Raw genomic sequence first — 22,309 nt, 5'->3', positions numbered from 1 at the left:
CATCCCTTTGAGGCTCCTGTATGAAGTTCTCCTCGATTCTCTTGTTGTCCCTTGGCCTGGTCAGCGGCGTTGCCTCTGCCGGTGGCACCGTTGAAGCCGGTGTGGGCGGCGCATTGGGCGGGGTTCTAGGCTCGGTGGTCGGTCAGCAGATCGGCGGCAACACCGGTTCGGCCATTGGTGCGGCCCTGGGCGGTGCCGGCGGTAGCGCGGTGGGTGCGGACAAACGCAGCCGTGGCCAGGCGGCCATTGGCGGCGCCCTGGGTGCAGCCGGCGGCAACGTGGTGGGCCGCAGCATGGGCGGCAATACCGGCAGCCTGATCGGCGCCGCGGCAGGCGGTGGCGCCGGCGGTGCCCTGGGCAACTACATGGGCAACGAAAGCGCCCGGGAAGATCGCGACTACCGTGGCCGCGATGACCGCCGCTACTACCGCGACGGCCACCGTGGCCGTGGTCATGCCTACGGGCATCGCAAGCACCGTCACTATCGCGACTGACCCCCCGCCCTGTAGCCGCTGCCGCAGGCTGCGCACGAGGCCGCAGGCCTCGCCAAGCCAGGCGCTGCGGTGGGTCAGTTGCCACGTGGATTGAGGTTTGGCGCCTCCTGCGCAGCTGATCGCAGCCTTCGGCAGCGGCTACAAGTGCCAGTGCCGGGGGTTGAGATCGAGTATCGAAGTTCACGCCAGCAGCAGACGCTCCAGAGCCGCTCGCAACGCGGGCGGAATCGGCACCGGCTGGTTTGACTCCCGATCCACGAACACATGGACGAAACGCCCCGCCGCACAGGCATCCGCCTCTCCCACCTTGAACACCGCCAGTTCGTACTGCACCGAACTGTTGCCCAGCTTGCCGACCCGCAGGCCGATCTCGATACGTTCGGGAAAGGCGACGGACGCAAAGTAGTCGCAAGCCGAGCTGACCACGAATCCCACCACCTCGCCATCATGGATGTCCAGCCCGCCCTGTTCGATCAGGTAGGTGTTCACCGCCGTGTCGAAGAAGCTGTAGTAGGTGACGTTATTCACATGGCCGTAGACGTCGTTGTCGTGCCAGCGGGTGATGATCGGCTGGAAGTGGCGATAGTCGCCACGTTGCGGCATAGGCTCGGACATCGGGGCTCTCTCCCTTGGATTGAAGGCCGGGCGATCGGTTGATCGCCCGGCATTTCACCGCAGACAGCCAAGCCTGGGCAAACCCTTTTGCGTCCATTGCGCCGGTGGCTTGTCAGGCAGCCAGATGAGCCTCGCACCACTCCCGCACGGCGGCGTAAGGGTAATCCTCCAGTGCCGCGAAACCGGGAATGCTGCGGGCCTTGAGCTTGGTGAACAAAGGCACGCTGATGCCGCAGAGAAAACGCGTCAGCCGCTCTGCTCCCGGCACATCGCCGGTGTGCTGCTGATGCCTGTGGATAAAATCGCCGCACAACCCGTTGAAGTTTTTATCCACAAGCGCGGGCAACACGGGTGGCTCCGGCAGTCGTGCCACCTGGCCGTGACAGACCGAGCAATGCCCACAACGCTGGGGCGCCTGATCGTCACCAAAATACTGCGCCAGGCGGTGCCCCAGGCACTGCTCCGTGGCGAACAGGTCGAGCATGGCGTGAATCCGCGCTATTTCGCTGCCCTCGTGCCGGGTGAAATAAGCATGCAGATCAGTGCTCAAGGCAGCGGCATCGAAGTCGGTTTGCAGCAGGCTGTAGACCTCGGTCATCTGCTTGCTTTCCAGCTCCACCCAACCCTTCTCCTGGAAGTAATCCAGGGCCTTGACCACCCGGGTGCGCGGCGCCTGGTACTGCTCGTAGAGCGCGTCGAAATTCACCGTGGCCCAAGTCCGGGCCCGGCTCGAGGTGTTGATGATGGCTTCGACAAAGTCCCGGCGCTCGCCTTCGAAACGCGCCAGCAGGGCCAGGGGCTCCTCAAGAAGCTTGAAACGGTATTCGGCGAAATAGGCGTAGCGCGGAGCGATCAGGCCCCGCAGTTCCAACTGCACCAGCAGGGTCTTGAGCGGCAACTGGCGAACGTTGCTCTGGTCCGCCAGGGGCCCGAGCAGGAACTCCCACTGTCCGTCCGGCACCGACGCCTGCAACTCATCCAGCACGCAGCGGATGCCGCTCAGCTCCGGGGTGTCGCCATAGACGAAGTTCTCCAGCACGTTGAGGCTGTCGCGGTTGGCCAGCACCAGGCAGTCCGAAGGCTGGCCGTCGCGCCCGGCGCGGCCGATTTCCTGGCTGTAGTTCTCGATGGACTTGGGCAGATCGAAGTGCACCACGTTACGGATGTCGCTCTTGTCGATGCCCATGCCGAAGGCGATTGTCGCGACGATGCAGTTACTGCGCCCTTCCATGAACCGGCGCTGGATCGACTCACGCTGCTCGTGGGGCAGACCGGCGTGGTAGGCCTCGGCGGCGATGCCCTGGTGACTCAAGTGCTCGGCGATCTGCTCGGCGGTCTTTTGCAGGGTCACGTAGACAATGCTCGGCTGCCCGGCCCGCTCACCCATCCACTGCACCAGGCGCCGGCGCTTGTCCGCGCCGCGCACCGGCTCCACCAGCAGGTTGAGGTTGGGCCGGTAGAAGCCGGTGGTCACCACGTCAGCGGCATCAATGGCGAACTTGGCCTGCATGTCGGCGATCACCTTGGGCGTCGCCGTGGCCGTCAGCAGCAGGGCCTGGGGAATGTTGAACTGGCGCTGGTAGTCCGGCAGTTTCAGGTAGTCGGGACGGAAGTTGTGGCCCCATTCGGAAATGCAGTGAGCCTCATCCACCACCAGCAGGGAGATGGGCACCTGCTGCAAAAAGTTGCGGAAGCGCTCGTTCTTCAAACGCTCCACCGAGATCATCAGGATCTTCAGTTCACCGGAGCGGGCCCGGGCCATGACGTCATTGGCTGCATCGCGGCTCTGGGCCGAATCGATGCTGGCGGCGGCAATGCCATGACGCTGGAGAAAGGCCAACTGATCCTGCATCAACGCCAGCAGCGGCGAGACCACCAGGGTCAGGTGCGGCAGCAGCAAGGCCGGCAATTGGTAGCACAGGGACTTGCCGGAGCCGGTGGGAAAGATCGCCGCCGCCGAGCGCCCAGCCAGCACCGCACTGACTGCGGCCTCCTGGCCCGGACGAAACTGTGGATAACCGAAGACCTGTTCGAGGGTGCTGTGCATAAGGGTCACTTCTTTTGACCGCTGACCTGTCCTTGAAGACTAGCGGCACAGGTCGGCGGTTCGAGAAAAGGTCGCGGGAAAACAGATACCGGATGATACCGGGCGGGAGCACTTTCACCGGTAAGCCGGCTCCTACCCAGGAGTCGGCTTACCGACGATAGGGAGCCTGGGCCTAGCGCAAAGTTCGGCAGTCCAGCCATTGCACACCATTGTGCCGATTGGCCTCAAGCAGTGCCGGCACCGCCTGGGCGGCCTTGGCGTGGGTGTCATGGAACAGGATGATGCCGCGCCGCCAGAGCAGCATCAGGGTCTGCACCCGCTGGGCTGCGGCTGCGGCGCTGACCTTTTTGCTCCAGTCCTGGGAGTCGATGTTCCACAGCATCAGTTGCAGCCCCTGGGCCTTGAAGAAGTCGGCACTGTCAGCGCGTCGCTGCCCATAGGGCGGACGAAACAGCGGCTGGTATTCATCCGCCAGAGTGCGGTTGGCCAGGTTTGCGCTGTGGATCACCGAATGCTGCCACTCGCTCCACGAGGCGTGGGACTTGTGTTCCCAACCGTGTACACCCACACACTGGCCATCGTACAACTGGCGCATCTGCCCTGCCGAAGATTGACTCAGGCGCGCCTGAAACGAGTCCCCCAGAACAAAGAACAGGCTATGCAGATCCTTGGATCGCAGCACATCGATCAGTTGATCGGTATGCCCACCCCGCAGGCTCGGCCCGTCATCGAAGGTCAGCAGGAACTCCCGGTCCGCCAGCTCGTCCCCCAGGCGTTCCGTCGGCCCCATGCGCTGGATCTCGCTGCTGACCACGGTGAACAGCGCCGCCAGGCGCAGTTGCTCATTCAGGTACAGCTGATGAAACCGGGTGCTGGCCTCGGCCCACGCCCCATAAGTGGATTTACTCTCCCCGGTAAAACTGGCCACCAGTTGCCGCAGCTCACCGAGATTGCGTACAGGGAGGCAGAACGGCGTACCTTCACAGTCCCGGCTGGCCAAGCGGTAGTTGTTCAACAGCAACTCCCAGAAGCGCTGGCGCACCTGATTCACTGACTTCAGATCCAGTTGCCTGACTCCTAGCCGCTGCTTCAAGGCCTGTTCATCCAAGGCTTCGCTGGCCAGCAGCGCTTTGCCGAACATCAGAATCTCGCCCCGTGAGGCGGTGTCGAATTCCGCGGTGCTGGTCAGGGCATTCGGCCAGCCACTGCGGTCGATGGTGGCGAACACCTGCGGCCCGGCCGCCCGGGCCACGCCGCTGGACAGACACAGCGCCAGCAGCCAGGGGAGAACACCAATTCGCATACCAACCTCCATAAATGCACAACGCGCCACTGTCGGCGCGTTGTGGAGATAACTTCTGCCTGTGTGATCAGCGGTTTTGCAGCCGCTCTATGGCCTTGTCGTACACCGGGTTGGCCTTCTGCTCCCGGGCCTTTTGGTAGTGCTCAAGCGCCGTGGCCAACTGCCCGGCGTCCTCGTAGATGCGCGCCATGTCGTAGTAGGCACTGGCGCGAATGGTCGATGCGGCCGGGCCACTGGCCAGGGCGATGGCCTTGCGGTCCGCGGCGATGGCGTCGTCGGGACGGCTGTTCTTGCGATTGGCCAGGGCCAGGTTGCTGTAGGCCTGGGCAAAGCCCGGCTCCAGCTCGATGGCTTCGCTGTAGAAGATCCGCGCCCCGCCGAAATCGCCCTTGCGGTAAGACTCCTCGCCCTTGAGGTTGAGGCTCTTGGCATCCACCGGTCCGAAGTCCGCACCCACCACTTCATCGATGGACTTGGCATTTTCCAGCAGCGGGTCAAGAGCGCTCATGACCGATTCCGGCTCCTCGCTGCCTAGCAGCAGCCGATCGATATCCTGCAGGCGGCCATCGGCGGTCAGGCGAAACACCACCCACAGATTGCCCTTGCGGTTCTGCGGCACGCGGTAGCTGCGGATCAGCGCAGCGCCTTTATAGACAAAGACCCGCGCCTGGCTGCGGCCCAGGCGCAACGCTTCATAGCTGGTGCTGTTGGTGAAGTCGTGCACGGCAAAGACGTAGGCGTCGCCCGGCACACGCTGGTCGATGGTGATGGTCTCCGGCCGGCTGCTGTCGCTGCTGTCCGATTCCAGACGAGCTCCGGGTCCCTTGCCGGTGGCGAAGTACAACAGCTTGTGGGGATAACTCAGGTGGGCATCGAGGTCCTCTCCCGGCGCGCTCCAGCTCAGCACTATTCGCAGGCTTTCCGGGTTGTCCAGCACCGGGCTCAGGGCGTAGTTGAGCCCCTGGCAAGGACACTTGACCCGCAGGTCGGCGTAACCGGCCTTACGGATCAACAGCTCACTGGCCGGCGAATCGGCCACCTGGGCCGCCAGGGTGACCCGGCCCTGGGCATCGGTGCTACCTGCTACCTGAGTCGCGCCCTGTTGCAGCTGCACCTGGACATCGGCCAGTGGCGCGCCCTTGGCCACCGCGTCCAGCACTTGAATCGACAGGGCCTGAGCCTGTACCGAACCCGCCAGCATCCCTAGCCACAACAGCGCCGCGAGGCGAAAAAAAGCCATAACAAAATCCCTGTAGATAAGGATGACCGGGCCTCTGCCCCGGCCCACCAGCCAGCGGCGAACCATACACAGTTTTGCCCGCCAATGCTCGGTCCAACCAGGGAAATACCGGGCAAAAAAACAGTGCCGATCTCTCGAAATGGCCCGCTGGCGCAACCACTTGGTGACTTGCAACTCAGCCGGAGAATCACCGTACACTGCACCTTCTCAAACGCCGCAAGTGAACTCCGATCATGCAACTGGCCCCCGGCTTTCCCGACGACGCCACCATGCGCCAACTGCTGCAGTTGCTGCATGAAGAAATCGGCCTGCCCGAACGCAAGACCCTGCGCCTGAGCACCGCCATCAACCTCGACCTGGGCTGCGACGGCGCCGACGCCCGGCATTTGCTGCAGGCCCTGGAAGAGCAGTTCGTGATCGATTTTGTCGACTTCGACAGCTATCGCTACTTCCAGCCAGAAGGCTTCGACCCATTCCAGAAACGCCGGGCCAAGGGCCGGGGCGACAAGGTGCCGCTGACCATCGGCATGCTGTACCAGGCGATCAGGCAACAACGCTGGGACACCCAGGTGCTGGAAGCGCTCTAACTGCGCAACCATGGCTTCATGCTCGAACCCGGGCGCGGCTGGCGCCTGTCCCCGGCCTACGACGTGAACCCCTGCGCCCAGGCCAGCGGGCTGAAACTCAACATCAGCGAAGCCGACAATGCGCTGGACCTTGATCTGGCACGGGAAGTAGCGGCATATTTCCGCCTCGGTCGTGCCGAGGCAGAAGGCATCATCGAACACTGCCAGAGCGTGGTTCGCCAATGGCCCACCCTGGCCCAGGCCCTGGGGCTGTCCCGGCGTGAACAAGAACGCATGGCGCCGGCGTTTCGACTCGCACAGCAGTAAACAGCACGGCCGTTGGACTCCTCCAACCCGTCAATCGACAAGGACAGTCAGTGGACGTATTGATGGGCTTGCTCGCCGCCCTGCTCTGGGGCGGCACCGATTTTCTCGTGGGGCTCAACGTCCGCGCCGTGGGCGTGAAACGGGCAGTGTTCTTCAGCCAGAGCCTGGGGTTCACCCTGATGAGCCTGCTGCTGGTGATCTTTCCCGCCATCCTCTACAAGGCCCTGGCCGCGCCCGCGCAAGTCTGGCTGATGGGCGTGCTCGCCGCGGCCTTTACCGTCTCCGGCGCCCTGGCCCTGGGCAAGGCCTTCGCCCTGGGCAAAGCCTCCATCGTCGCCCCATTGGTGACCTCCTACGGCGTGGTCACCACCCTGCTGTCCTGGGCCAGTGGCGAACAGATCAGCCTGCTGCAACTCATGTGCATCCTGTTGTGCGTGATCGGCGTCATCCTCTCCAGCCTGCACTCGGACAGCAAACTGCCCCACAGCACCGCCGCCGGCCGCTCGATCTTCTTCGCCCTGCTCTCGGCCGTTCTGTATGGCACCAGCTTCTGGCTGCAGGGCCGCTACACCCTGCCGCAACTGGGGCCGATCAGCATGCTCTGGCTGGGTTACGCGGTGGGCAGCGCAGTAATGCTGCTGATGGTGCTCAAAGTCGCGGACGGGCTGAAGATCCCGCCGCTGAAGAACTGCGGCCTGCTGGCCTCCACCAGCCTGATGAACCTGGGCGCGTTCTTCGCCTTTTCCTGGGGCGCCATGAGCGGCTCGGTGTCGGTGGTGACGGTGATCAGCACCCTGTCCGGCGGCATCGCCGCGGTGCTGGGCTATGTGTTCTTCAAGGAGCGGCTGACGGCGGTGCAAGTGACCGGCGTGGTGCTGGTGTTGCTGGGGGCGTTGGTGTTGCACCTGAAGACGTGAGGCTTTCTGTAGCCCACAAAAAAGCCGCCCCGAAGGGCGGCTTTTTCATGGCAGGTCGAAGCTTACAGCTTAGGACCAGCAGCCTTGATCGCGTCGCTCACGTCGAACTTCTTGAAGTTCTCGATGAACAGGCCGGCCAGGGCCTTGGCGGCTTCGTCGTAGGCGGCTTTGTCAGCCCAGGTGTTGCGTGGGTTGAGCAGGCCGGTTTCAACGCCCGGTACGGCTTTTGGCACGTCCAGGTTGACGATGTCCAGGTGCTCGGTCTCGGCACCGATCAGAGCGCCGCTCTGGATCGCTGCAATCACGCCACGGGTGGTGGGGATGTTGAAGCGTTTGCCGACGCCGTAGCCACCGCCGGTCCAGCCGGTGTTGACCAGGTAGACCTTGGAGCCGAAGCCGCGGATGCGCTTGATCAGCAGCTCGGCGTATTCGCCCGCCGGACGTGGGAAGAACGGTGCGCCGAAGCAGGTGGAGAAGGTCGACTTGATGCCCGAGCCCGAACCCATTTCAGTCGAGCCCACCAGCGCGGTGTAGCCGGACAGGAAGTGGTAGGCGGCTTGTTCTTCGCTGAGGATCGACACCGGTGGCAGTACGCCGGTCAGGTCGCAGGTCAGGAAGATCACGGCGTTAGGCTCGCCACCGAGGTTCTTCGGTGCACGTTTTTCGATCAGCTCGCGCGGGTAGGCGGCGCGGCTGTTCTGGGTCAGGCTGTCGTCGGCGTAGTCGGCTTTCTTGGTGACCGGGTCGATCACCACGTTTTCCAGTACGGCGCCGTGCTGGATGGCTTTCCAGATCACCGGCTCGTTCTTTTCCGACAGGTCGATGCACTTGGCATAGCAACCGCCTTCGATGTTGAACACCACGCCCACGCCCCAGCCGTGTTCGTCGTCACCGATCAGGTAACGGCTTTCGTCGGCCGACAGGGTGGTCTTGCCGGTGCCCGACAGACCGAAGAACAGGGTCACGTCGCCGTCTTCGCCCATGTTGGCGGCGCAGTGCATTGGCAGCACGTCGGCAGCTGGCAGCAGGAAGTTCTGCACGGAGAACAGGGCTTTCTTCATCTCACCGGCGTAGCGCATGCCGGCGATCAGCACTTTCTTGGCCGCGAAGTTGAGGATCACGGTGCCGTCGGAGTTGGTGCCGTCGCGCTCAGGCTCGCAAACGAAGTTTGGCGCGTTGAGGATCTGCCACTCATCTTTGCCACCGGCGTTGTACTGCTCGGGGTTGATGAACAGGCAACGGCCGAACAGGTTGTGCCAGGCAGTCTCGGTGGTCATTTTCACTGGCAGGTAGTGCGCCGGATCGGAACCTACATGCACGTGGGAAACAAAACGCTCGCGCTCGCCCAGGTAGGCTTCGACGCGGTCCCACAGGGCGTCGAACTTGGCCGCCGGGAACTTGCGGTTGATCGGGCCCCAGGCGATAGCGTCCTGGGTGGTGGGCTCTTCAACGATGAAACGGTCCACTGGCGAACGGCCGGTACGATGACCGGTGCGAACCACCAGAGCGCCGGTATCGGCCAGTTCGCCCTCACCGCGGTTCAGGGCTTCTTTGACCAGATCATCCACACTCAGATCGGTGTACACGGCGTTATTGGCTTGCGTCATGAGGTTCCCCGTCGGCCATTGGCCGAGTGCTCCAAACGTTTTGTAGTAGAAACTCGCGCACTACTACCGCGAAAAAAGTGCGCCGGATTATGCCAGAAAAGCCCAAAAATAGTAGGGTCCTCCCGTCAGTACGGCGTAATTCCGGCGTTTGCCAGGTGATTTACCTGCGCTGAACCGTTTTAGTGACGAGTATCTGACGGCGTGTCGACGCCCGCACCAGCAAACAATTGCGTGATATCGGCGGCATCGAACAGATAACGCTCGTTGCAGAACTGGCAATCGATCTCGATGCTGCCGCCATGTTCCACCACCAGCTCCTGAGCATCTTCGAGCCCCAGGCTGACCAGCGCATTGCCCGAACGCTCGCGGGAGCAGCTGCAGCGGAAGCGCAGCGGTTGCACGTCGAACAGGCGCACGGCTTCTTCGTGGTACAGGCGGTGCAGCACGGTTTCGTTGTCCAGGCTCAGCAGTTCATCGGCGGTCAGGGTGCTGGCCAGGGCGGTGAGGTGCTGCCAGTTGGCTTCGCGTTCTTCCGGATCGCGCAGGCGGTCGGCAGGCAGTTGTTGCAGGAGCAGGCCGCGGGCATTGCGGCCGTCGGCGTAGAGCCAGAAACGGGTGCCGGTCTGTTGCGACATGACGAAGTAGTTGGTGAAGCATTCGGCCAGGGTGGCGCCGTCCAGGTCGACGATGCCCTGGTAACGCTGGCCCTGGGTCGGGTCCACGGTCAGGGCGAGGACGCCGTTGGGCATCATGTCGGCAAGGGTCGCGTCAGGGGCGATCTGCGACGCGTCGTAGCGGGCCAGGCCGCGGATCTCGCGGTTGCTGGAGCACTCGATCATCAGCAACGGCACCGGGCCTTCGGAGCGGGCCTGGAGAATCAGCAAGCCATCGAACTTCAAGGTGCCAACCAGCAACGATGCCGCCGCCATCAGCTCGCCGAGCAGTTGTGCCACCGGCTCGGGATAGGCGTGTTTGGCAAGGACTTCAGCGTAACTGCGCTCCAGCGCCACCAGCTCGCCGCGGGCGTCGCTCTCATCAAAGATGAAGCGTTGAGTGAAGTCGGTATCCGGCAAATCAGTCATAGGTCTGGGTATCTGAATGATGACAAAAAGGTTACAAGCACCGAAAATTGCGGTTTTGCACCATGAAGGTGCAGTTTTTGCGGTGATTGGAGATATTTTATGAACAATCCGGGTTTGTTCCAAGCAAGGTGGAACCTCGGCAAGCTGGTTCTGTGCAATTTACTCCCTTTGGCCCTGCTGGGATTCTGGTTGTGGCCGACCGGACAGATGTACTGCCTGATGTTCGACGAGTGGCTGTTCCGTCACCTCAACACTCCCCTTGCAACCAACTCCACCTGGCTGCACATCTGGGCCGTGGCCAGCCTGCGCCCCTTCGATATCGTGGTGGGCCTGATCATGCTCGGCCTGCTGATTCGCGGTGATTGGGTGTTCAAGGCGGTGGACGTGCGCCGGGCGTTTTTCGGCTTCCTGTCGATCCTGATTCTTATGGTGGTGATTCGCGCGCTGTTTTCCAAGTTGGTGGCGCTGATGAATTGGCAACACAACAGCCCGTCCATGGTGCTCGAAGGCGCCGTGCACATGAGCGACTACTTCCCAGGCTGGGAGAAGACCTGGGAACTCAAGGACCGCTCCAGCCAGAGCTTCCCCGGCGACCACGCTTCGGTGCTACTGATCTGGGGCCTGTTCATGGGCATGTTCAGCCGCAGCGTCGGCCAGTTCCTGATCGTCTGGGGCCTGACCCTGCTGTTCATGATGCCGCGCCTGGTGGCGGGCGCGCACTGGGGCCAGGACGACTACATCGGCGGCGTGCTGTTGGCGGTGCTGGCCCTGGGCTGGGGCTACTACACGCCGTATGCGGCGCGGATGTCGAACTTCCTGCTGCGCCTGACACACCCGCTATTCAAGCTGATGACCCGGATGCCGGTGCTCTCGCGCATGAGTGTGGTCCGCTCCAGCAGCCTGCTGCGCTGATCAGACCTGTAGGAGCCGGCTTGCCGGCGAATGGCCCATTGAGGACGCCTTCGCCGGCAAGCCGGCTCCTACGCTTTCACTCGTGACTGCTGCCGTGGAATTTGAATAGATCACGGCGCTGCTTCTTGCTCGGTTTGCCGTCGGTGCTGACCCCCAGGGCGCCAGCCTTGCGCTGGGCTGCCGCGGTTTCACGCTTGGCGATGCTGGCTTCGGTTTCCGTGTAGAGCGTCTGCGCTTCGGGCGCGCCACGACGGACGATGGAAAGCGCCTGGACCACCACGGTGCGCTCGTCGAAGCCGGCGCGAATCTGATACTCGTCGCCTACCCGCGGCTCCTTGCCCGGCTTGCAGCGCTCGCCACGGTGATGCACCTTGCCGCTTTCAATAGCCGCCTTGGCCAGGGCGCGGGTCTTGTAGAAGCGCGCCGCCCACAGCCATTTATCCAGACGAACCTTGTCCTCTTCTTCCTGCTTGTGCGCCACTGGAATTCCTCTTGCTGAAAAATGTCGCAACTGTACGGCCCGCCTACGGGCTCTCATAAATCCTGCCACTCACCTAAAATAACCCAGGTTGCGTCCTGACACGCGAGGAGTCCCCGTGACTGATTTCCCCACTTCCCTGACCTCGCCGGACAAGCGCTGCGAAGGCTGCCAAAAAAGCCCGCCACTGGGTTTCGATTTTTCCTTCGCCTATCAACCCATAGTCGATCTGCGCGACCGCTCGATCTTTGCCCATGAAGCCCTGGTGCGCGGGGTCAATGGCGAAGGCGCCCACACCGTGCTGGACCAGGTCGACGACAGCAACCGCTATCGTTTCGACCAGCGCTGCCGGACCCTGGCCATCACCACGGCCGCGCAGTTGGAGATGCAAAGCCACCTGTCGATCAACTTCATGCCCAACGCCGTGTACCGCCCGGAACTGTGCATCCGCAGCACCCTGGAAGCCGCCCGCGCCCAGCACTTCCCGCTGGACCGGCTGATTTTCGAAACCCTGGAAAGCCAGCACGTAGATAACAGTCGCCATTTGACCCATATTCTGCGTGAATACCGCGAATTCGGCTTCAAGACCGCCATCGATGACTTCGGCGCGGGGTACTCGGGGCTGAACTTGCTGGCGAATTTCCAACCCGACCTGATCAAGCTCGACATGGCGCTGATTCGCGATGTCGACCAGGATCGCGTACGCCAGGCGATCGTTCGCGGGATTGTCACAATCTGTGCGGAGTTGGGCGTTACAGTCATTGCCGAAGGCATTGAAAGCGCTGGTGAACGGGACTTTCTCAGCGACTGTGGAATTTATCTGATGCAGGGTTACTGGTTCGCCAAACCTGCATTCAAAGCCCTGGCCGAGGTTCCGGTCGCGGCCTGGAAAAGCTAATTGCGGATTTCCCCTATTTGAAGACTTTTGACCATTTGACCGTTGTCGGTCTGCGCGAGTGGGTGGCGCTTCCTGATCTGGGAGTGGCCGGCCTGCGCGCCAAGATCGATACCGGAGCCAGTACCTCCAGCCTGCATGCCACCGAGATCGAGCCCTTCGAGCGCGACGGTGAACAGTGGGTGCGTTTCAATGCCCATCTGGGCAGCGTGGTGCAATTGCGTCACCGGCGTTGCGAAGCGCCGCTGGTGGCGATGAAGACCATTAAAAGCTCCAACGGCCAGGCTCAGGTGCGCTATGTGATCAGCACCACCCTGGCCCTGGGCGATCGCGTATGGCGGGTGGAATTCACCCTCGCCTGCCGCAAGGCCATGCGCTATCGCCTGCTGCTGGGTTCCAAGGCGCTGATCGACGGCCAGTTGGTGGTCAATCCGGGCATCAAATACGTACAAGACAAACCGGTGTTCCCGGTATCCACTACCTCTGCCACAGGTGTTGCATGAAGATCGCTGTGCTGTCGCGTAACCCGCGTCTGTATTCCACTCGTCGTCTGGTCGAAGCCGGCACCGAGCGTGGCCATGAAATGGTAGTGGTCGACACCCTGCGCGCCTACATGAACATCGCCAGCCACAAGCCGCAGATCCACTACCGCGGCAAGCCCCTGGAAGGCTTCGATGCGGTGATCCCGCGGATCGGTGCCTCGGTGACCTTCTATGGCTGCGCGGTGCTGCGCCAGTTCGAAATGATGGGAGTCTTCCCGCTCAACGAGTCGGTGGCCATCGCCCGCTCCCGGGACAAACTGCGCTCGCTGCAGTTGCTGTCGCGGCGTGGCATCGGCCTGCCAGTGACCGGTTTTGCCCACTCGCCAGACGATATTCCCGACCTGATCGAAATGGTCAACGGCGCGCCCCTGGTGATCAAGGTACTGGAAGGCACCCAGGGCATCGGCGTGGTGCTGTGTGAAACCGCCACCGCAGCGGAATCGGTGATCGAGGCCTTCATGGGCCTGAAGCAGAACATCATGGTCCAGGAGTACATCAAGGAAGCCGGCGGCGCCGACATTCGCTGCTTCGTGGTGGGCGACAAAGTGATCGCGGCGATGAAGCGCCAGGCCAAACCGGGTGAGTTCCGCTCCAACCTGCATCGCGGCGGCAGCGCCAGCCTGATCAAGATCACCCCGGAAGAACGCATGACCGCACTGCGGGCGGCCAAGGTCATGGGCCTGAGCGTGGCGGGGGTGGATATCCTGCGCTCCAATCACGGGCCGCTGGTGATGGAAGTCAATTCCTCGCCAGGCCTGGAAGGCATCGAGACCACCACCGGCAAGAATGTGGCAGGGATCATCATCGAACACATCGAGAAAAATGGCGGGCCGAACATGACCCGGACCAAGGGTAAGGGCTAAGGGGTACGCTCGATCGGCGGCCCCTGTAGCCACTGCCGCAGGCTGTGACCGGCTGCGCAGCAGTCGCGCTTGCGGGCCGCGCAAGGGCCTTCGGCCCTTATCGCAGCCTGCGGCAGCGGCTACAGGTGTTCAGTCCGCATCGCGTGGCAGCAACAAGCCCAAAGGCAAGCGCACTCGCGCTTCGAGGCCGCCATCGGGACGGTTGCGCAGTTCGACGTTGCCGCCGTGCATGGCGGCAATCCGCTTGACGATGGCCAGGCCCAGGCCAGTGCCCTTGCCACCCCGGGCACGGTCGCCACGGGTGAAGGGGTTGAAGATCGCTTCCAGCTCAGAAGGGTCGATCCCCGCGCCGCGGTCCATCACACTCAGCACCACATACGGCGCATTGGTGTCACCGGACACATAGGCCGCCACTTCGACATCCGTTCCCGCGTGATTCAAGGCGTTGCCAATCAGGTTGTTGAGCAGACGCTTCATCGATACCCGACGCAGCGGGAACGGCTGGATCGGCTCCAGGCGCAGGTGCACCCGTTCCTGGTTCTGGTTGTAGGGCGCGGCCACCTCACGCACCAGATCGCTCAAGTCCACTTCTTCCACCGACTCGTCGCGGCCGTCGCGGATGAAGGCCAGGAACTGATCGAGAATGGCGTCCATGTCCTCGATATCCCGCACCATGTCGTCGGTCAGGTCGGTGTGCGCGCCCATCAACTCCAGCGACAGGCGCAAGCGGGTCAGCGGCGTGCGCAGGTCGTGGGACACACCCGCCAGCATCAGTTCCCGTTCACGCCCGGCCTGCTCCACATCCTCGGCCATCTGGTTGAAGGCACGGTACACCTCGGTCATCTCGCTCGGCGTATCGCTGATCGGCAGGCGCACGCTGCGCCCCTGACCCAGTTGCCGGGCAGCGTAGACGAGGCGCTTGAGCGGTTGGTTGAGCTGGCTGACGAAGATCCACGCCGAGGCGGTGGATAACAGGCCGATGGCCAGGAACCAGCCCAGCACGCTCCAGATCTTCTGCCCCCGCAGCGGATGCGGATACAGCGGCACCTTGAGCCAGCCATCCCCCAGGCTCGGGGCACGTACCCAGAGCGCCGGCGGTGCATGCATGCGCAGGCGCACTTCGGTGTCGGCGCCCAACTCGGCCTGCATCTGCCGCTGGTAGATCTCGCTGTAGGGCCAGTGCTGCTCGCCGGCCGGCACGCCGCTGCCCACCACCTTGATCAGCCCGGCGGCTTCGGCGATCTGGTCGCGGTTGGATTCGTCGGCGGCCCAGTAGGCGCGCAGGGTCAGGGCCACGCCGTGGCTGTATTGCCGGTCCACCAGCACGTCCTCGTTCATCAACAGATAAACCAGGGTCAACGCCTTGGAAAACAGCACCACGATCAGCACCAGCCACAGGGTGCGGGAGAAGAAACTCTGGGGGAACCACAGCGGGGTTTTCATAACAGCCAATACACACTTTGCAGGAGCGGCTCGCGCTCGCGGAGTGGCAGAATGCGAACGCCCGGGTCGTTACCGGCCCGGGCGTTCGCTCCTACAAATCACCTATCACTTGGTCGCGGTGCCATCCGGCACGAAGACATAACCCACGCCCCAGACGGTCTGGATATAACGCGGCTTGGAAGGGTCGGGCTCGATCATCCGCCGCAGGCGGGAGATCTGCACGTCGATGGAACGCTCCAGGGCATCCCACTCGCGGCCACGGGCCAGGTTCATCAGTTTGTCGCGGGTCAGCGGCTGGCGGGCGTTCATCACCAGGGCCTTGAGTACCGCGAACTCACCGGTGGTGAGCATGTGCACTTCATCGCCACGCTTGAGTTCGCGAGTGGCCAGGGACAGTTCGTAGTCACCGAAGGTCACGCTTTCGTCTTCGCTGCCCGGCGCACCCGGCACCGGAGCCGACTGACGACGCAGCACGGCCTTGACCCGGGCCATCAGTTCGTCAGGGTTGAACGGCTTGGCCAGGTAATCGTCGGCGCCCAGCTCCAGGCCCTTGATGCGGCTCAGCTCGTCGCCCTTGGCGGTGAGCATGATGATCGGAATCTGGTTGTTGGCACTGCGCAGTCGGCGGCAGGCGGTCAAGCCGTCTTCGCCGGGCAGCATCAGGTCGAGGACCACCAGGTTGAACACTTCGCGACCCAACAGACGGTCCATTTGCTCGGTGTTCGGTACCGCGCGGGCACGGTAGCCCTTGCTGACGAAAAAACGCTCCAGCAGGCTGCTCAGCCCCGGATCGTCGTCAACAATAAGAATTTTTTCGCCTTCAGCAGTTTGTGCAGTGCTGCTCATTGGATGCTCCTCTAATCTCGGTGCGCATTATGGCGTAGCTGCCGTTATACGCACCGTGTGCATTGTTAGCAGATTTTTCCTCTATCGCCAGCAAACCCGCTGTCGGCCTGAGGCCGGCGATCACCCCGAAGACCGTAACGCTGGGTATAATGCGCCGCCTTTTGTGTTGGGCAATATCTGATCAGTACGCCTGCGGCCGGTTTTTTTTATTTGCCTGGGCCGGCAGTATTTTTTCGATTTCACGGGTCAACAGCCAGCCTTTTGATCCAGGTGGCGGCGCGTGCCAGGCCGCTCAACCAGACCCGCCGGGCCTCAACTTCCGTGCCCGCGGGCCTGCTTTCACACATTTGTCAGGTGGTTTTATGGACAGCATCAACAGCCGCATTGCCGAGGAACTCGGCGTACGCCCACAACAGGTCGAAGCGGCCGTCGCTCTATTGGATGAAGGCTCCACCGTGCCCTTCATCGCCCGTTACCGGAAAGAGGTCACCGGCAGCCTCGATGACACCCAACTGCGTCATCTGGAAGAGCGCCTGCGCTACCTGCGAGAACTCGACGAACGGCGGATCAGCATCCTCGCCAGCATCGAAGAGCAGGGCAAGCTGACCCCGGAGCTGGCTCGCGACATCAAGCTGGCCGACACCAAGACCCGCCTCGAAGACCTGTACCTGCCTTATAAGCAGAAGCGCCGCACCAAGGGCCAGATCGCCCTGGAAGCCGGCCTCGGCGAACTGGCGGATGGCCTGTTCAACGACCCAAGCCTGACTCCGGAAGCCGAAGCCGCGCGCTTCGTCGACGCCGACAAGGGCGTGGCCGACGTCAAGGCCGCCCTGGAAGGCGCCAAGTACATCCTCATGGAGCGCTTCGCCGAAGACGCGGGCCTGCTGGACAAGCTGCGCAACTTCCTCAAGCAGGAAGCCACCCTCAGCGCCCGCGTGGTCGCCGGCAAGGAAGAGGAAGGCGCCAAGTTCCGCGACTACTTCGAACACGACGAACCGCTGAAAAGCATGCCGTCGCACCGCGCCCTGGCGATTTTCCGTGGCCGCAACGAAGGCATTCTCAGCTCCGCGCTGAAAGTCGGTGACGAGCTGCCGGGCACCATGCACCCGTGCGAAGGCATGATCGGCCAGCACGTGGGCATCCAGAACCAGAACCGTGCCGCCGACAAATGGCTGGGTGAAGTGGTGCGCTGGACCTGGAAGGTCAAGCTCTACACCCACCTGGAAACCGACCTGCTGGGCGAGTTGCGCGACAACGCGGAAACCGAGGCGATCAACGTCTTCGCCCACAACCTGCACGACCTGCTGCTGGCCGCTCCGGCCGGCCCGCGCGCCACCCTGGGCCTGGACCCGGGCCTGCGCACCGGCTGCAAGGTGGCGGTGGTGGATGCCACCGGCAAGCTGCTGGATCACGCCACGGTCTACCCCCACGTGCCGCACAACAAGTGGGACCAGACTCTGGGCATCCTGGCCGCGCTGTGCGCCAAGCACTCGGTGGACCTGATCGCCATCGGCAACGGCACCGCCAGCCGCGAGACCGACAAGCTGGCCGCCGAACTGATCAAAAAATACCCGGCCATGAAGATGACCAAGGTCATGGTCTCCGAAGCCGGTGCATCGGTGTACTCGGCCTCGGAGCTGGCGGCCAAGGAATTCCCGGACCTGGACGTGTCGATCCGTGGCGCCGTATCCATCGCCCGCCGCCTGCAGGACCCCCTGGCGGAACTGGTGAAGATCGATCCGAAATCCATCGGTGTCGGCCAGTACCAGCACGACGTCTCGCAACTGAAACTGGCCCGTGGCCTGGACGCCGTGGTCGAGGACTGCGTGAACGCCGTCGGCGTCGACGTCAACACCGCTTCCGTGGCCCTGCTGGCGCGGATCTCCGGCCTGAATGCGACCCTGGCGCAGAACATCGTCAGCCACCGCGACGAACACGGCGCGTTCAAGACCCGCGCCGCGCTGAAAAAGGTCGCCCGCCTGGGTGAGAAAACCTTCGAACAGGCCGCCGGCTTCCTGCGCGTCATGAATGGCGACAACCCGCTGGACGCCTCGGCGGTCCACCCGGAAGCCTACCCGCTGGTGCAGCGTATCGCCGCCGACACCGGCCGCGACATTCGCTCGTTGATTGGCGACAGCGGCTTCCTCAAGCGCCTGGACCCGAAAAAGTTCACCGACGAAACCTTCGGCCTGCCCACCGTCACCGACATCCTCCAGGAACTGGACAAGCCCGGCCGCGACCCGCGCCCGGAGTTCAAGACCGCCGAGTTCCAGGACGGTGTGGAAGACCTCAAGGACCTGCAACTGGGGATGATCCTCGAAGGCGTGGTGACCAACGTCACCAACTTCGGTGCCTTCGTCGACATCGGCGTGCACCAGGACGGCCTGGTGCACATCTCGGCGCTGTCGGAGAAGTTCATCAAGGACCCGCGTGAAGCGGTGAAGGCCGGTGACGTGGTCAAGGTCAAGGTCATGGAAGTCGACATTCCGCGCAAACGCGTGGGCCTGTCGATGCGCATGAGCGACACCCCGGGCGAGAAGATCGACGGCGCTCGCGGTTCCCGTCCAGGCTCGGCGCCGCGCTCCTCTCAGGGCAACGCACCACGCAAGGAAACCACCGCGGCCGCTCCGAGCAACAACGCCATGGCCTCGCTGTTCGCCAACGCCAAGCAGTTGAAGAAACGCTGATGCAGATCCCTGCCGGCCTGACCGAAAGCGCCTTCAGCCAATTGCTCGGCTGCCGTCTGCAACGCCTGGAAACCGGCGAGGCGGACGTCGCCCTGGAGCTGACCCCACAACTGCGCAATCGCGGACAAAAGCTGCACGGCGGGGCGATCTTCAGCCTGGTGGACATTGCCATGGGGCTGGCCTGTTCCAGCACCCACGGCTTTGACCAGCAGAGCGCCACCATCGAGTGCAAGATCAACTACATCCGCGCCGTAGCCGAGGGTGAAGTACTGTGCCGGGCCAAGGTGATCCACCCCGGCCGCCGCACCCTGGTGGTGGAAGCGGACGTGATCCAGGGCGACAAACTGGTCGCAAAAGCACAAGGCACCTTCGCCGTCCTATAGCTCCCTGTCATGAATTTGGGTTAATTTCGGCGCTGCGAAAGCGGCGTCGGAGTTTTTTGCCTGCGCTAAAGCCAGATTCAGGGATGAAGGATTGGCGTTTTCAAGCGAGTCGGCTTGACTCAAAAACCAGGCGAAAACGCCAGTTTTAACTTCACCCTTGTAGACCGTCCTGCCCACCCCCATATTGGGGCGACTGACGCGTGAAGGAATCCAACTTGAGCGAACTTCTCAACCGCCGCCTGGCTCTGCTCGGCGAGCGCGCTAACCTCTCCCTGCTCGAGCAGTGCCTGCACGGTATCGAACGTGAATGCCTGCGTGTTACCGGCGAAGGCCGCCTGGCACAGACCCCGCACCCGGAAGAACTGGGTTCCGCGCTGACCAACGAACAGATCACCACCGACTATTCCGAGTCGCTGCTGGAGTTCATCACCCCGGCCCTCACGGACCCGGCGGACACCCTGGCCAGCCTCGACAAGATTCATCGTTTCGCCTACAGCAAGCTCGGCAACGAGTACCTGTGGAGTCCATCGATGCCGTGCCCGTTGCCGGCCGAGGAAGACATCCCGATCGCCTATTACGGCACCTCCAACATCGGTCAGCTCAAGTACGTGTACCGCAAGGGCCTGGCCCTGCGCTACGGCAAGACCATGCAGTGCATTGCCGGAATCCACTACAACTTTTCCCTGCCGGAACAGCTGTGGCCGCTGCTCAAGCAAGCCGAAGGCTTCGTCGGCAGCGACCGGGACTACCAGTCTTCGGCCTATATCGCGCTGATCCGCAATTTCCGTCGCTACAGCTGGCTGTTGATGTACCTGTTCGGTGCTTCGCCGGCCCTGGACGCGGGCTTCCTGCGCGGCCGCTCGCACCAGCTGGAGCAACTGGACGCCGAGACCCTGTACCTGCCCTACGCCACCAGCCTGCGCATGAGCGACCTGGGCTACCAGAGCCAGGCCCAGGCCGGCCTGACCCCTTGCTACAACGATCTGAACAGCTACACCGACAGCCTGCGCAAGGCCGTGGCCACGCCCTACGCGCCTTACGTGGCGGTCGGTACCCACAAGGATGGCGAGTGGGTGCAACTGAACACCAACATCCTGCAGATCGAAAACGAGTACTACTCCAACATCCGTCCCAAACGCGTGACCTACACCGGTGAGCGGCCGATCCAGGCGCTGATGGCCCGGGGCATCCAGTACGTCGAAGTGCGCTGCCTGGACATCAACCCGTTCCTGCCCCTGGGCATCGACCTGCAGGAAGCGCGCTTCCTCGACGCCTTCCTGCTGTACTGCGCGCTCAACGACAGCCCGCTGTTCGAGAACAACGAGTGCGGCAACGCCACCTCCAACTTCCTCGCCGTGGTCAAGGAAGGCCGGCGTCCGGGCCTGCAACTGCAACGCCAGGGCCAGCCGGTGGAGATGAAGGAATGGGCCGCCGAACTGCTGGAGCAGATCGCGCCACTGGCTGCCCTGCTCGACCAGAGCCACGGCAGCAACGTGCACAGCAAGGCCCTGGACGCCCAGCTGGCCAAGGTCAAGGATTCGTCCCTGACCCCATCGGCCCAGGTGCTGGCGGCCATGAGCGAGCACAAGGAAAGCTTCAGCCAGTTCTCCCTGCGCCAGAGCCAGGTGCATGCCGAGCACTTCCGCAGCCAGGCCCTGAGCAAGGAAGAGCAAGCCGCCTTCGAAGACGCGGCGCGCAAATCCCTGGAGCAGCAGACCGAGCTTGAGCAAAACGAAGTGGGTGATTTCGACGTGTTCGTCGGCGCCTACCAGGCCAGCATCCTGGCCATCAGCAACTAGGGCCATGGCGAGGGCGCCTGCTCCCGCTAGGTCGGCCGGCCTTCCGCGGCGCAGCCCCTCCCAAACCGGGCGACCGGGTATTCCTGCATAAGCGCGTGGCCCGAGCTGGGGGCCGCGTTGCAGCCCGGCGAGAGCCGGCACCCTCGCCATAACACTTGTCTGGCTACGGCCACGAATTTCACCTCATAAGCTAATGCAAATAAGTTATTTATTTCTGCATTCTTAGATCATTTAGTCTCCTCCCACGCCGATCACCGGCCGCCTATGAGGAGCCCCCCCATGAAACTGCATTTCCCCCTTCGCCTCCTGGCGGCCGCGTCCCTGGCCGCTGCGAGTTTCTTTGCCCAGGCGGCTGACGTCACCGTCGCCTACCAGACCACCGTCGATCCGGCCAAGGTCGCGCAAGCCGACGGCAGCTACGAAAAAGCCACCCAGGCCAAGATCAACTGGCGCAAATTCGACAACGGCGCCGACGTCATCGCCGCCATCGCTTCCGGCGATGTGCAGATCGGCTACCTGGGCTCCAGCCCGCTGACCGCCGCCATCACCCGCAAGGTGCCGGTGCAAACCTTCCTCATCGCCACCCAGATCGGCGCCGCTGAAGCCCTGGTGGCCCGCGACGGTTCCGCGATCAACAGCCCTCAGGACCTGATCGGTAAAAAAGTCGCCGTGCCCTTCGTTTCCACCGGCCACTACAGCCTGCTGGCGGCGCTGAAGCACTGGAACATCGACCCCTCGAAAGTGCAGATCCTCAACCTCGCGCCACCGGCGATCATCGCCGCCTGGAAGCGCGGCGATATCGACGCCACCTACGTCTGGGACCCGGCCCTGGGCGTGGCCAAGGAAAACGGCAAGGTGCTGATCACCTCCGGCGAGCTGGCCAAGTTCGGCGCGCCGACCTTCGACGCCTGGATCGTGCGCAAGGACTTCGCCGAGAAGCACCCGGAAATCGTCACGGCCTTTGCCAAGGTGACCCTGGAGGCCTACGCCCAGTACCGCAAGGACCCACAAGCCTGGCTGGCCAACCAGGGCAACGTCGACAAGCTGGTCAAGCTCTCCGGGGCCAAGGCCAGCGATATCCCGCTGCTGCTGCAAGGCAACGTCTACCCACTGGCCGCCGACCAGGTGCTCAGCCTCGGCGCCCCGACCACCAAGGCGATCACCGACACCGCGGTGTTCCTCAAGGAGCAAGGCAAGGTCGAAGCGGTGCTGCCGGACTACGCCCCCTACGTCAGTGCCAAGTTCATCCCTGAATAACCCGCG

The 22,309-nt window shown here is 63.1% G+C and carries 20 protein-coding genes and 1 pseudogene; 12 read left to right on the top strand and 9 right to left on the bottom strand.

Annotated elements, in window-relative coordinates; genetic code table 11:
* Window positions 1-20 precede the first annotated feature (20 nt).
* A complete protein-coding gene (locus ACMGF8_RS06455; RefSeq protein WP_102862669.1) occupies window positions 21-494 on the top strand; it encodes a YMGG-like glycine zipper-containing protein in 474 nt (157 codons plus the stop codon).
* Between the two features lie 180 nt (window positions 495-674).
* Here ACMGF8_RS06455 and ACMGF8_RS06450 read toward each other — a convergent pair whose 3' ends face one another.
* The 4 genes from ACMGF8_RS06450 to ACMGF8_RS06435 form a co-directional block, all read right to left on the bottom strand.
* Window positions 675-1,109 carry an acyl-CoA thioesterase gene (locus tag ACMGF8_RS06450; protein WP_416759062.1) on the bottom strand — a complete coding sequence of 145 codons (435 nt, stop codon included), beginning with the start codon at window positions 1,107-1,109 and terminating at the stop codon, window positions 675-677.
* A gap of 112 nt (window positions 1,110-1,221) precedes the next feature.
* Window positions 1,222-3,156 carry a RecQ family ATP-dependent DNA helicase gene (locus ACMGF8_RS06445; RefSeq protein WP_416759060.1) on the bottom strand — a complete coding sequence of 645 codons (1,935 nt, stop codon included), beginning with the start codon at window positions 3,154-3,156 and terminating at the stop codon, window positions 1,222-1,224.
* 172 nt (window positions 3,157-3,328) lie between these two features.
* Window positions 3,329-4,459: a polysaccharide deacetylase family protein gene (locus tag ACMGF8_RS06440; protein WP_115581380.1), complete on the bottom strand. Its 1,131-nt coding sequence runs from the start codon at window positions 4,457-4,459 to the stop codon at window positions 3,329-3,331.
* Between the two features lie 67 nt (window positions 4,460-4,526).
* Complete coding sequence (locus ACMGF8_RS06435) at window positions 4,527-5,699, bottom strand: tetratricopeptide repeat protein (RefSeq protein WP_416759057.1); 1,173 nt, start codon at window positions 5,697-5,699, stop codon at window positions 4,527-4,529.
* A 233-nt stretch (window positions 5,700-5,932) separates the two neighbouring features.
* On the opposite strand from ACMGF8_RS06435, the gene ACMGF8_RS06430 reads away from it, so the two are divergent.
* The 3 genes and pseudogenes from ACMGF8_RS06430 to ACMGF8_RS06420 all read left to right on the top strand — a co-directional run bounded on the left by ACMGF8_RS06430 (window position 5,933) and on the right by ACMGF8_RS06420 (window position 7,509).
* Window positions 5,933-6,286: a DUF1493 family protein gene (locus ACMGF8_RS06430; protein ID WP_110651152.1), complete on the top strand. Its 354-nt coding sequence runs from the start codon at window positions 5,933-5,935 to the stop codon at window positions 6,284-6,286.
* Window positions 6,287-6,592: pseudogene (locus tag ACMGF8_RS06425) on the top strand (HipA domain-containing protein); the annotation flags it as partial.
* Between the two features lie 62 nt (window positions 6,593-6,654).
* Entirely contained in the window at window positions 6,655-7,509 is an 855-nt protein-coding gene (locus ACMGF8_RS06420) for a DMT family transporter (protein ID WP_207815708.1), read from the top strand.
* A gap of 62 nt (window positions 7,510-7,571) precedes the next feature.
* Here the strand turns inward: ACMGF8_RS06420 and ACMGF8_RS06415 are convergent, their stop codons facing one another.
* Together ACMGF8_RS06415 and hslO are read right to left on the bottom strand one after the other, a co-directional pair.
* On the bottom strand, window positions 7,572-9,116 hold the full coding sequence (locus ACMGF8_RS06415; protein ID WP_060837041.1) for a phosphoenolpyruvate carboxykinase: 1,545 nt from the start codon (window positions 9,114-9,116) through the stop codon (window positions 7,572-7,574).
* Between the two features lie 179 nt (window positions 9,117-9,295).
* Window positions 9,296-10,198, bottom strand: coding sequence for an Hsp33 family molecular chaperone HslO (gene hslO / locus ACMGF8_RS06410; RefSeq protein ID WP_016966988.1), 903 nt, complete (start codon window positions 10,196-10,198; stop codon window positions 9,296-9,298).
* A gap of 99 nt (window positions 10,199-10,297) precedes the next feature.
* On the opposite strand from hslO, the gene ACMGF8_RS06405 reads away from it, so the two are divergent.
* Window positions 10,298-11,110, top strand: coding sequence for a phosphatase PAP2 family protein (locus ACMGF8_RS06405; RefSeq protein ID WP_102862658.1), 813 nt, complete (start codon window positions 10,298-10,300; stop codon window positions 11,108-11,110).
* Between the two features lie 76 nt (window positions 11,111-11,186).
* On the opposite strand, the gene ACMGF8_RS06400 is transcribed toward ACMGF8_RS06405, so the two are convergent.
* A complete protein-coding gene (locus tag ACMGF8_RS06400) occupies window positions 11,187-11,591 on the bottom strand; it encodes an RNA-binding S4 domain-containing protein (protein ID WP_016966989.1) in 405 nt (134 codons plus the stop codon).
* Between the two features lie 115 nt (window positions 11,592-11,706).
* On the opposite strand from ACMGF8_RS06400, the gene ACMGF8_RS06395 reads away from it, so the two are divergent.
* The 3 genes from ACMGF8_RS06395 to rimK are packed head-to-tail and all read left to right on the top strand — an operon-like array spanning window position 11,707 to window position 13,888.
* The gene (locus tag ACMGF8_RS06395) at window positions 11,707-12,486 is read left to right on the top strand and encodes an EAL domain-containing protein (protein ID WP_416759054.1); all 780 of its coding nucleotides are present in this window, start codon (window positions 11,707-11,709) and stop codon (window positions 12,484-12,486) included.
* A gap of 35 nt (window positions 12,487-12,521) precedes the next feature.
* Window positions 12,522-12,986, top strand: coding sequence for an ATP-dependent zinc protease (locus ACMGF8_RS06390; protein ID WP_370505884.1), 465 nt, complete (start codon window positions 12,522-12,524; stop codon window positions 12,984-12,986).
* The gene (gene rimK, locus ACMGF8_RS06385; RefSeq protein ID WP_007931744.1) at window positions 12,983-13,888 is read left to right on the top strand and encodes a 30S ribosomal protein S6--L-glutamate ligase; all 906 of its coding nucleotides are present in this window, start codon (window positions 12,983-12,985) and stop codon (window positions 13,886-13,888) included. The genes ACMGF8_RS06390 and rimK overlap by 4 nt, the downstream gene beginning before the upstream one ends.
* A gap of 129 nt (window positions 13,889-14,017) precedes the next feature.
* Here the strand turns inward: rimK and ACMGF8_RS06380 are convergent, their stop codons facing one another.
* Together ACMGF8_RS06380 and ompR are read right to left on the bottom strand one after the other, a co-directional pair.
* On the bottom strand, window positions 14,018-15,331 hold the full coding sequence (locus ACMGF8_RS06380; RefSeq protein WP_016966991.1) for an ATP-binding protein: 1,314 nt from the start codon (window positions 15,329-15,331) through the stop codon (window positions 14,018-14,020).
* 105 nt (window positions 15,332-15,436) lie between these two features.
* Window positions 15,437-16,177, bottom strand: a complete 741-nt coding sequence (ompR, locus tag ACMGF8_RS06375; protein WP_016966992.1) for a two-component system response regulator OmpR — start codon at window positions 16,175-16,177, stop codon at window positions 15,437-15,439.
* 362 nt (window positions 16,178-16,539) lie between these two features.
* Between ompR and ACMGF8_RS06370 the strand changes: the two genes are divergently transcribed.
* The 4 genes from ACMGF8_RS06370 to tauA all read left to right on the top strand — a co-directional run bounded on the left by ACMGF8_RS06370 (window position 16,540) and on the right by tauA (window position 22,303).
* Window positions 16,540-18,864, top strand: coding sequence for a Tex family protein (locus ACMGF8_RS06370; RefSeq protein ID WP_115581375.1), 2,325 nt, complete (start codon window positions 16,540-16,542; stop codon window positions 18,862-18,864).
* Entirely contained in the window at window positions 18,864-19,247 is a 384-nt protein-coding gene (locus ACMGF8_RS06365; RefSeq protein WP_011058654.1) for a PaaI family thioesterase, read from the top strand. The genes ACMGF8_RS06370 and ACMGF8_RS06365 overlap by 1 nt, the downstream gene beginning before the upstream one ends.
* Window positions 19,248-19,462: 215 nt before the next feature.
* Window positions 19,463-21,046, top strand: a complete 1,584-nt coding sequence (gene gshA / locus ACMGF8_RS06360; RefSeq protein ID WP_102862654.1) for a glutamate--cysteine ligase — start codon at window positions 19,463-19,465, stop codon at window positions 21,044-21,046.
* A 279-nt stretch (window positions 21,047-21,325) separates the two neighbouring features.
* Window positions 21,326-22,303, top strand: a complete 978-nt coding sequence (gene tauA, locus ACMGF8_RS06355) for a taurine ABC transporter substrate-binding protein (protein WP_102862653.1) — start codon at window positions 21,326-21,328, stop codon at window positions 22,301-22,303.
* Window positions 22,304-22,309: the final 6 nt, after the last annotated feature.

The sequence above is a fragment of the Pseudomonas sp. BNK-7 genome, from assembly GCF_048072025.1.
Taxonomy (GTDB): domain Bacteria; phylum Pseudomonadota; class Gammaproteobacteria; order Pseudomonadales; family Pseudomonadaceae; genus Aquipseudomonas; species Aquipseudomonas danubii.
Note: the sequence above shows the minus strand (reverse complement) of the source record. Positions and strands in the feature narration are given on the sequence as shown.

Excerpts from the sequence above, each read along its gene's own strand:
- ACMGF8_RS06445 (WP_416759060.1), bottom strand. The coding sequence starts at position 3,156 with ATGCACAGCACCCTCGAACAGGTCTTCGGTTATCCACAGTTTCGTCCG.
- ACMGF8_RS06420 (WP_207815708.1), top strand. The coding sequence starts at position 6,655 with ATGGGCTTGCTCGCCGCCCTGCTCTGGGGCGGCACCGATTTTCTCGTG.
- ACMGF8_RS06455 (WP_102862669.1), top strand. The coding sequence starts at position 21 with ATGAAGTTCTCCTCGATTCTCTTGTTGTCCCTTGGCCTGGTCAGCGGC.
- ACMGF8_RS06365 (WP_011058654.1), top strand. The coding sequence starts at position 18,864 with ATGCAGATCCCTGCCGGCCTGACCGAAAGCGCCTTCAGCCAATTGCTC.
- ompR (WP_016966992.1), bottom strand. The coding sequence starts at position 16,177 with ATGAGCAGCACTGCACAAACTGCTGAAGGCGAAAAAATTCTTATTGTT.
- ACMGF8_RS06450 (WP_416759062.1), bottom strand. The coding sequence starts at position 1,109 with ATGTCCGAGCCTATGCCGCAACGTGGCGACTATCGCCACTTCCAGCCG.
- ACMGF8_RS06405 (WP_102862658.1), top strand. The coding sequence starts at position 10,298 with ATGAACAATCCGGGTTTGTTCCAAGCAAGGTGGAACCTCGGCAAGCTG.
- ACMGF8_RS06440 (WP_115581380.1), bottom strand. The coding sequence starts at position 4,459 with ATGCGAATTGGTGTTCTCCCCTGGCTGCTGGCGCTGTGTCTGTCCAGC.
- ACMGF8_RS06380 (WP_016966991.1), bottom strand. The coding sequence starts at position 15,331 with ATGAAAACCCCGCTGTGGTTCCCCCAGAGTTTCTTCTCCCGCACCCTG.
- ACMGF8_RS06370 (WP_115581375.1), top strand. The coding sequence starts at position 16,540 with ATGGACAGCATCAACAGCCGCATTGCCGAGGAACTCGGCGTACGCCCA.
- ACMGF8_RS06435 (WP_416759057.1), bottom strand. The coding sequence starts at position 5,699 with ATGGCTTTTTTTCGCCTCGCGGCGCTGTTGTGGCTAGGGATGCTGGCG.
- ACMGF8_RS06415 (WP_060837041.1), bottom strand. The coding sequence starts at position 9,116 with ATGACGCAAGCCAATAACGCCGTGTACACCGATCTGAGTGTGGATGAT.
- hslO (WP_016966988.1), bottom strand. The coding sequence starts at position 10,198 with ATGACTGATTTGCCGGATACCGACTTCACTCAACGCTTCATCTTTGAT.
- rimK (WP_007931744.1), top strand. The coding sequence starts at position 12,983 with ATGAAGATCGCTGTGCTGTCGCGTAACCCGCGTCTGTATTCCACTCGT.
- tauA (WP_102862653.1), top strand. The coding sequence starts at position 21,326 with ATGAAACTGCATTTCCCCCTTCGCCTCCTGGCGGCCGCGTCCCTGGCC.
- ACMGF8_RS06430 (WP_110651152.1), top strand. The coding sequence starts at position 5,933 with ATGCAACTGGCCCCCGGCTTTCCCGACGACGCCACCATGCGCCAACTG.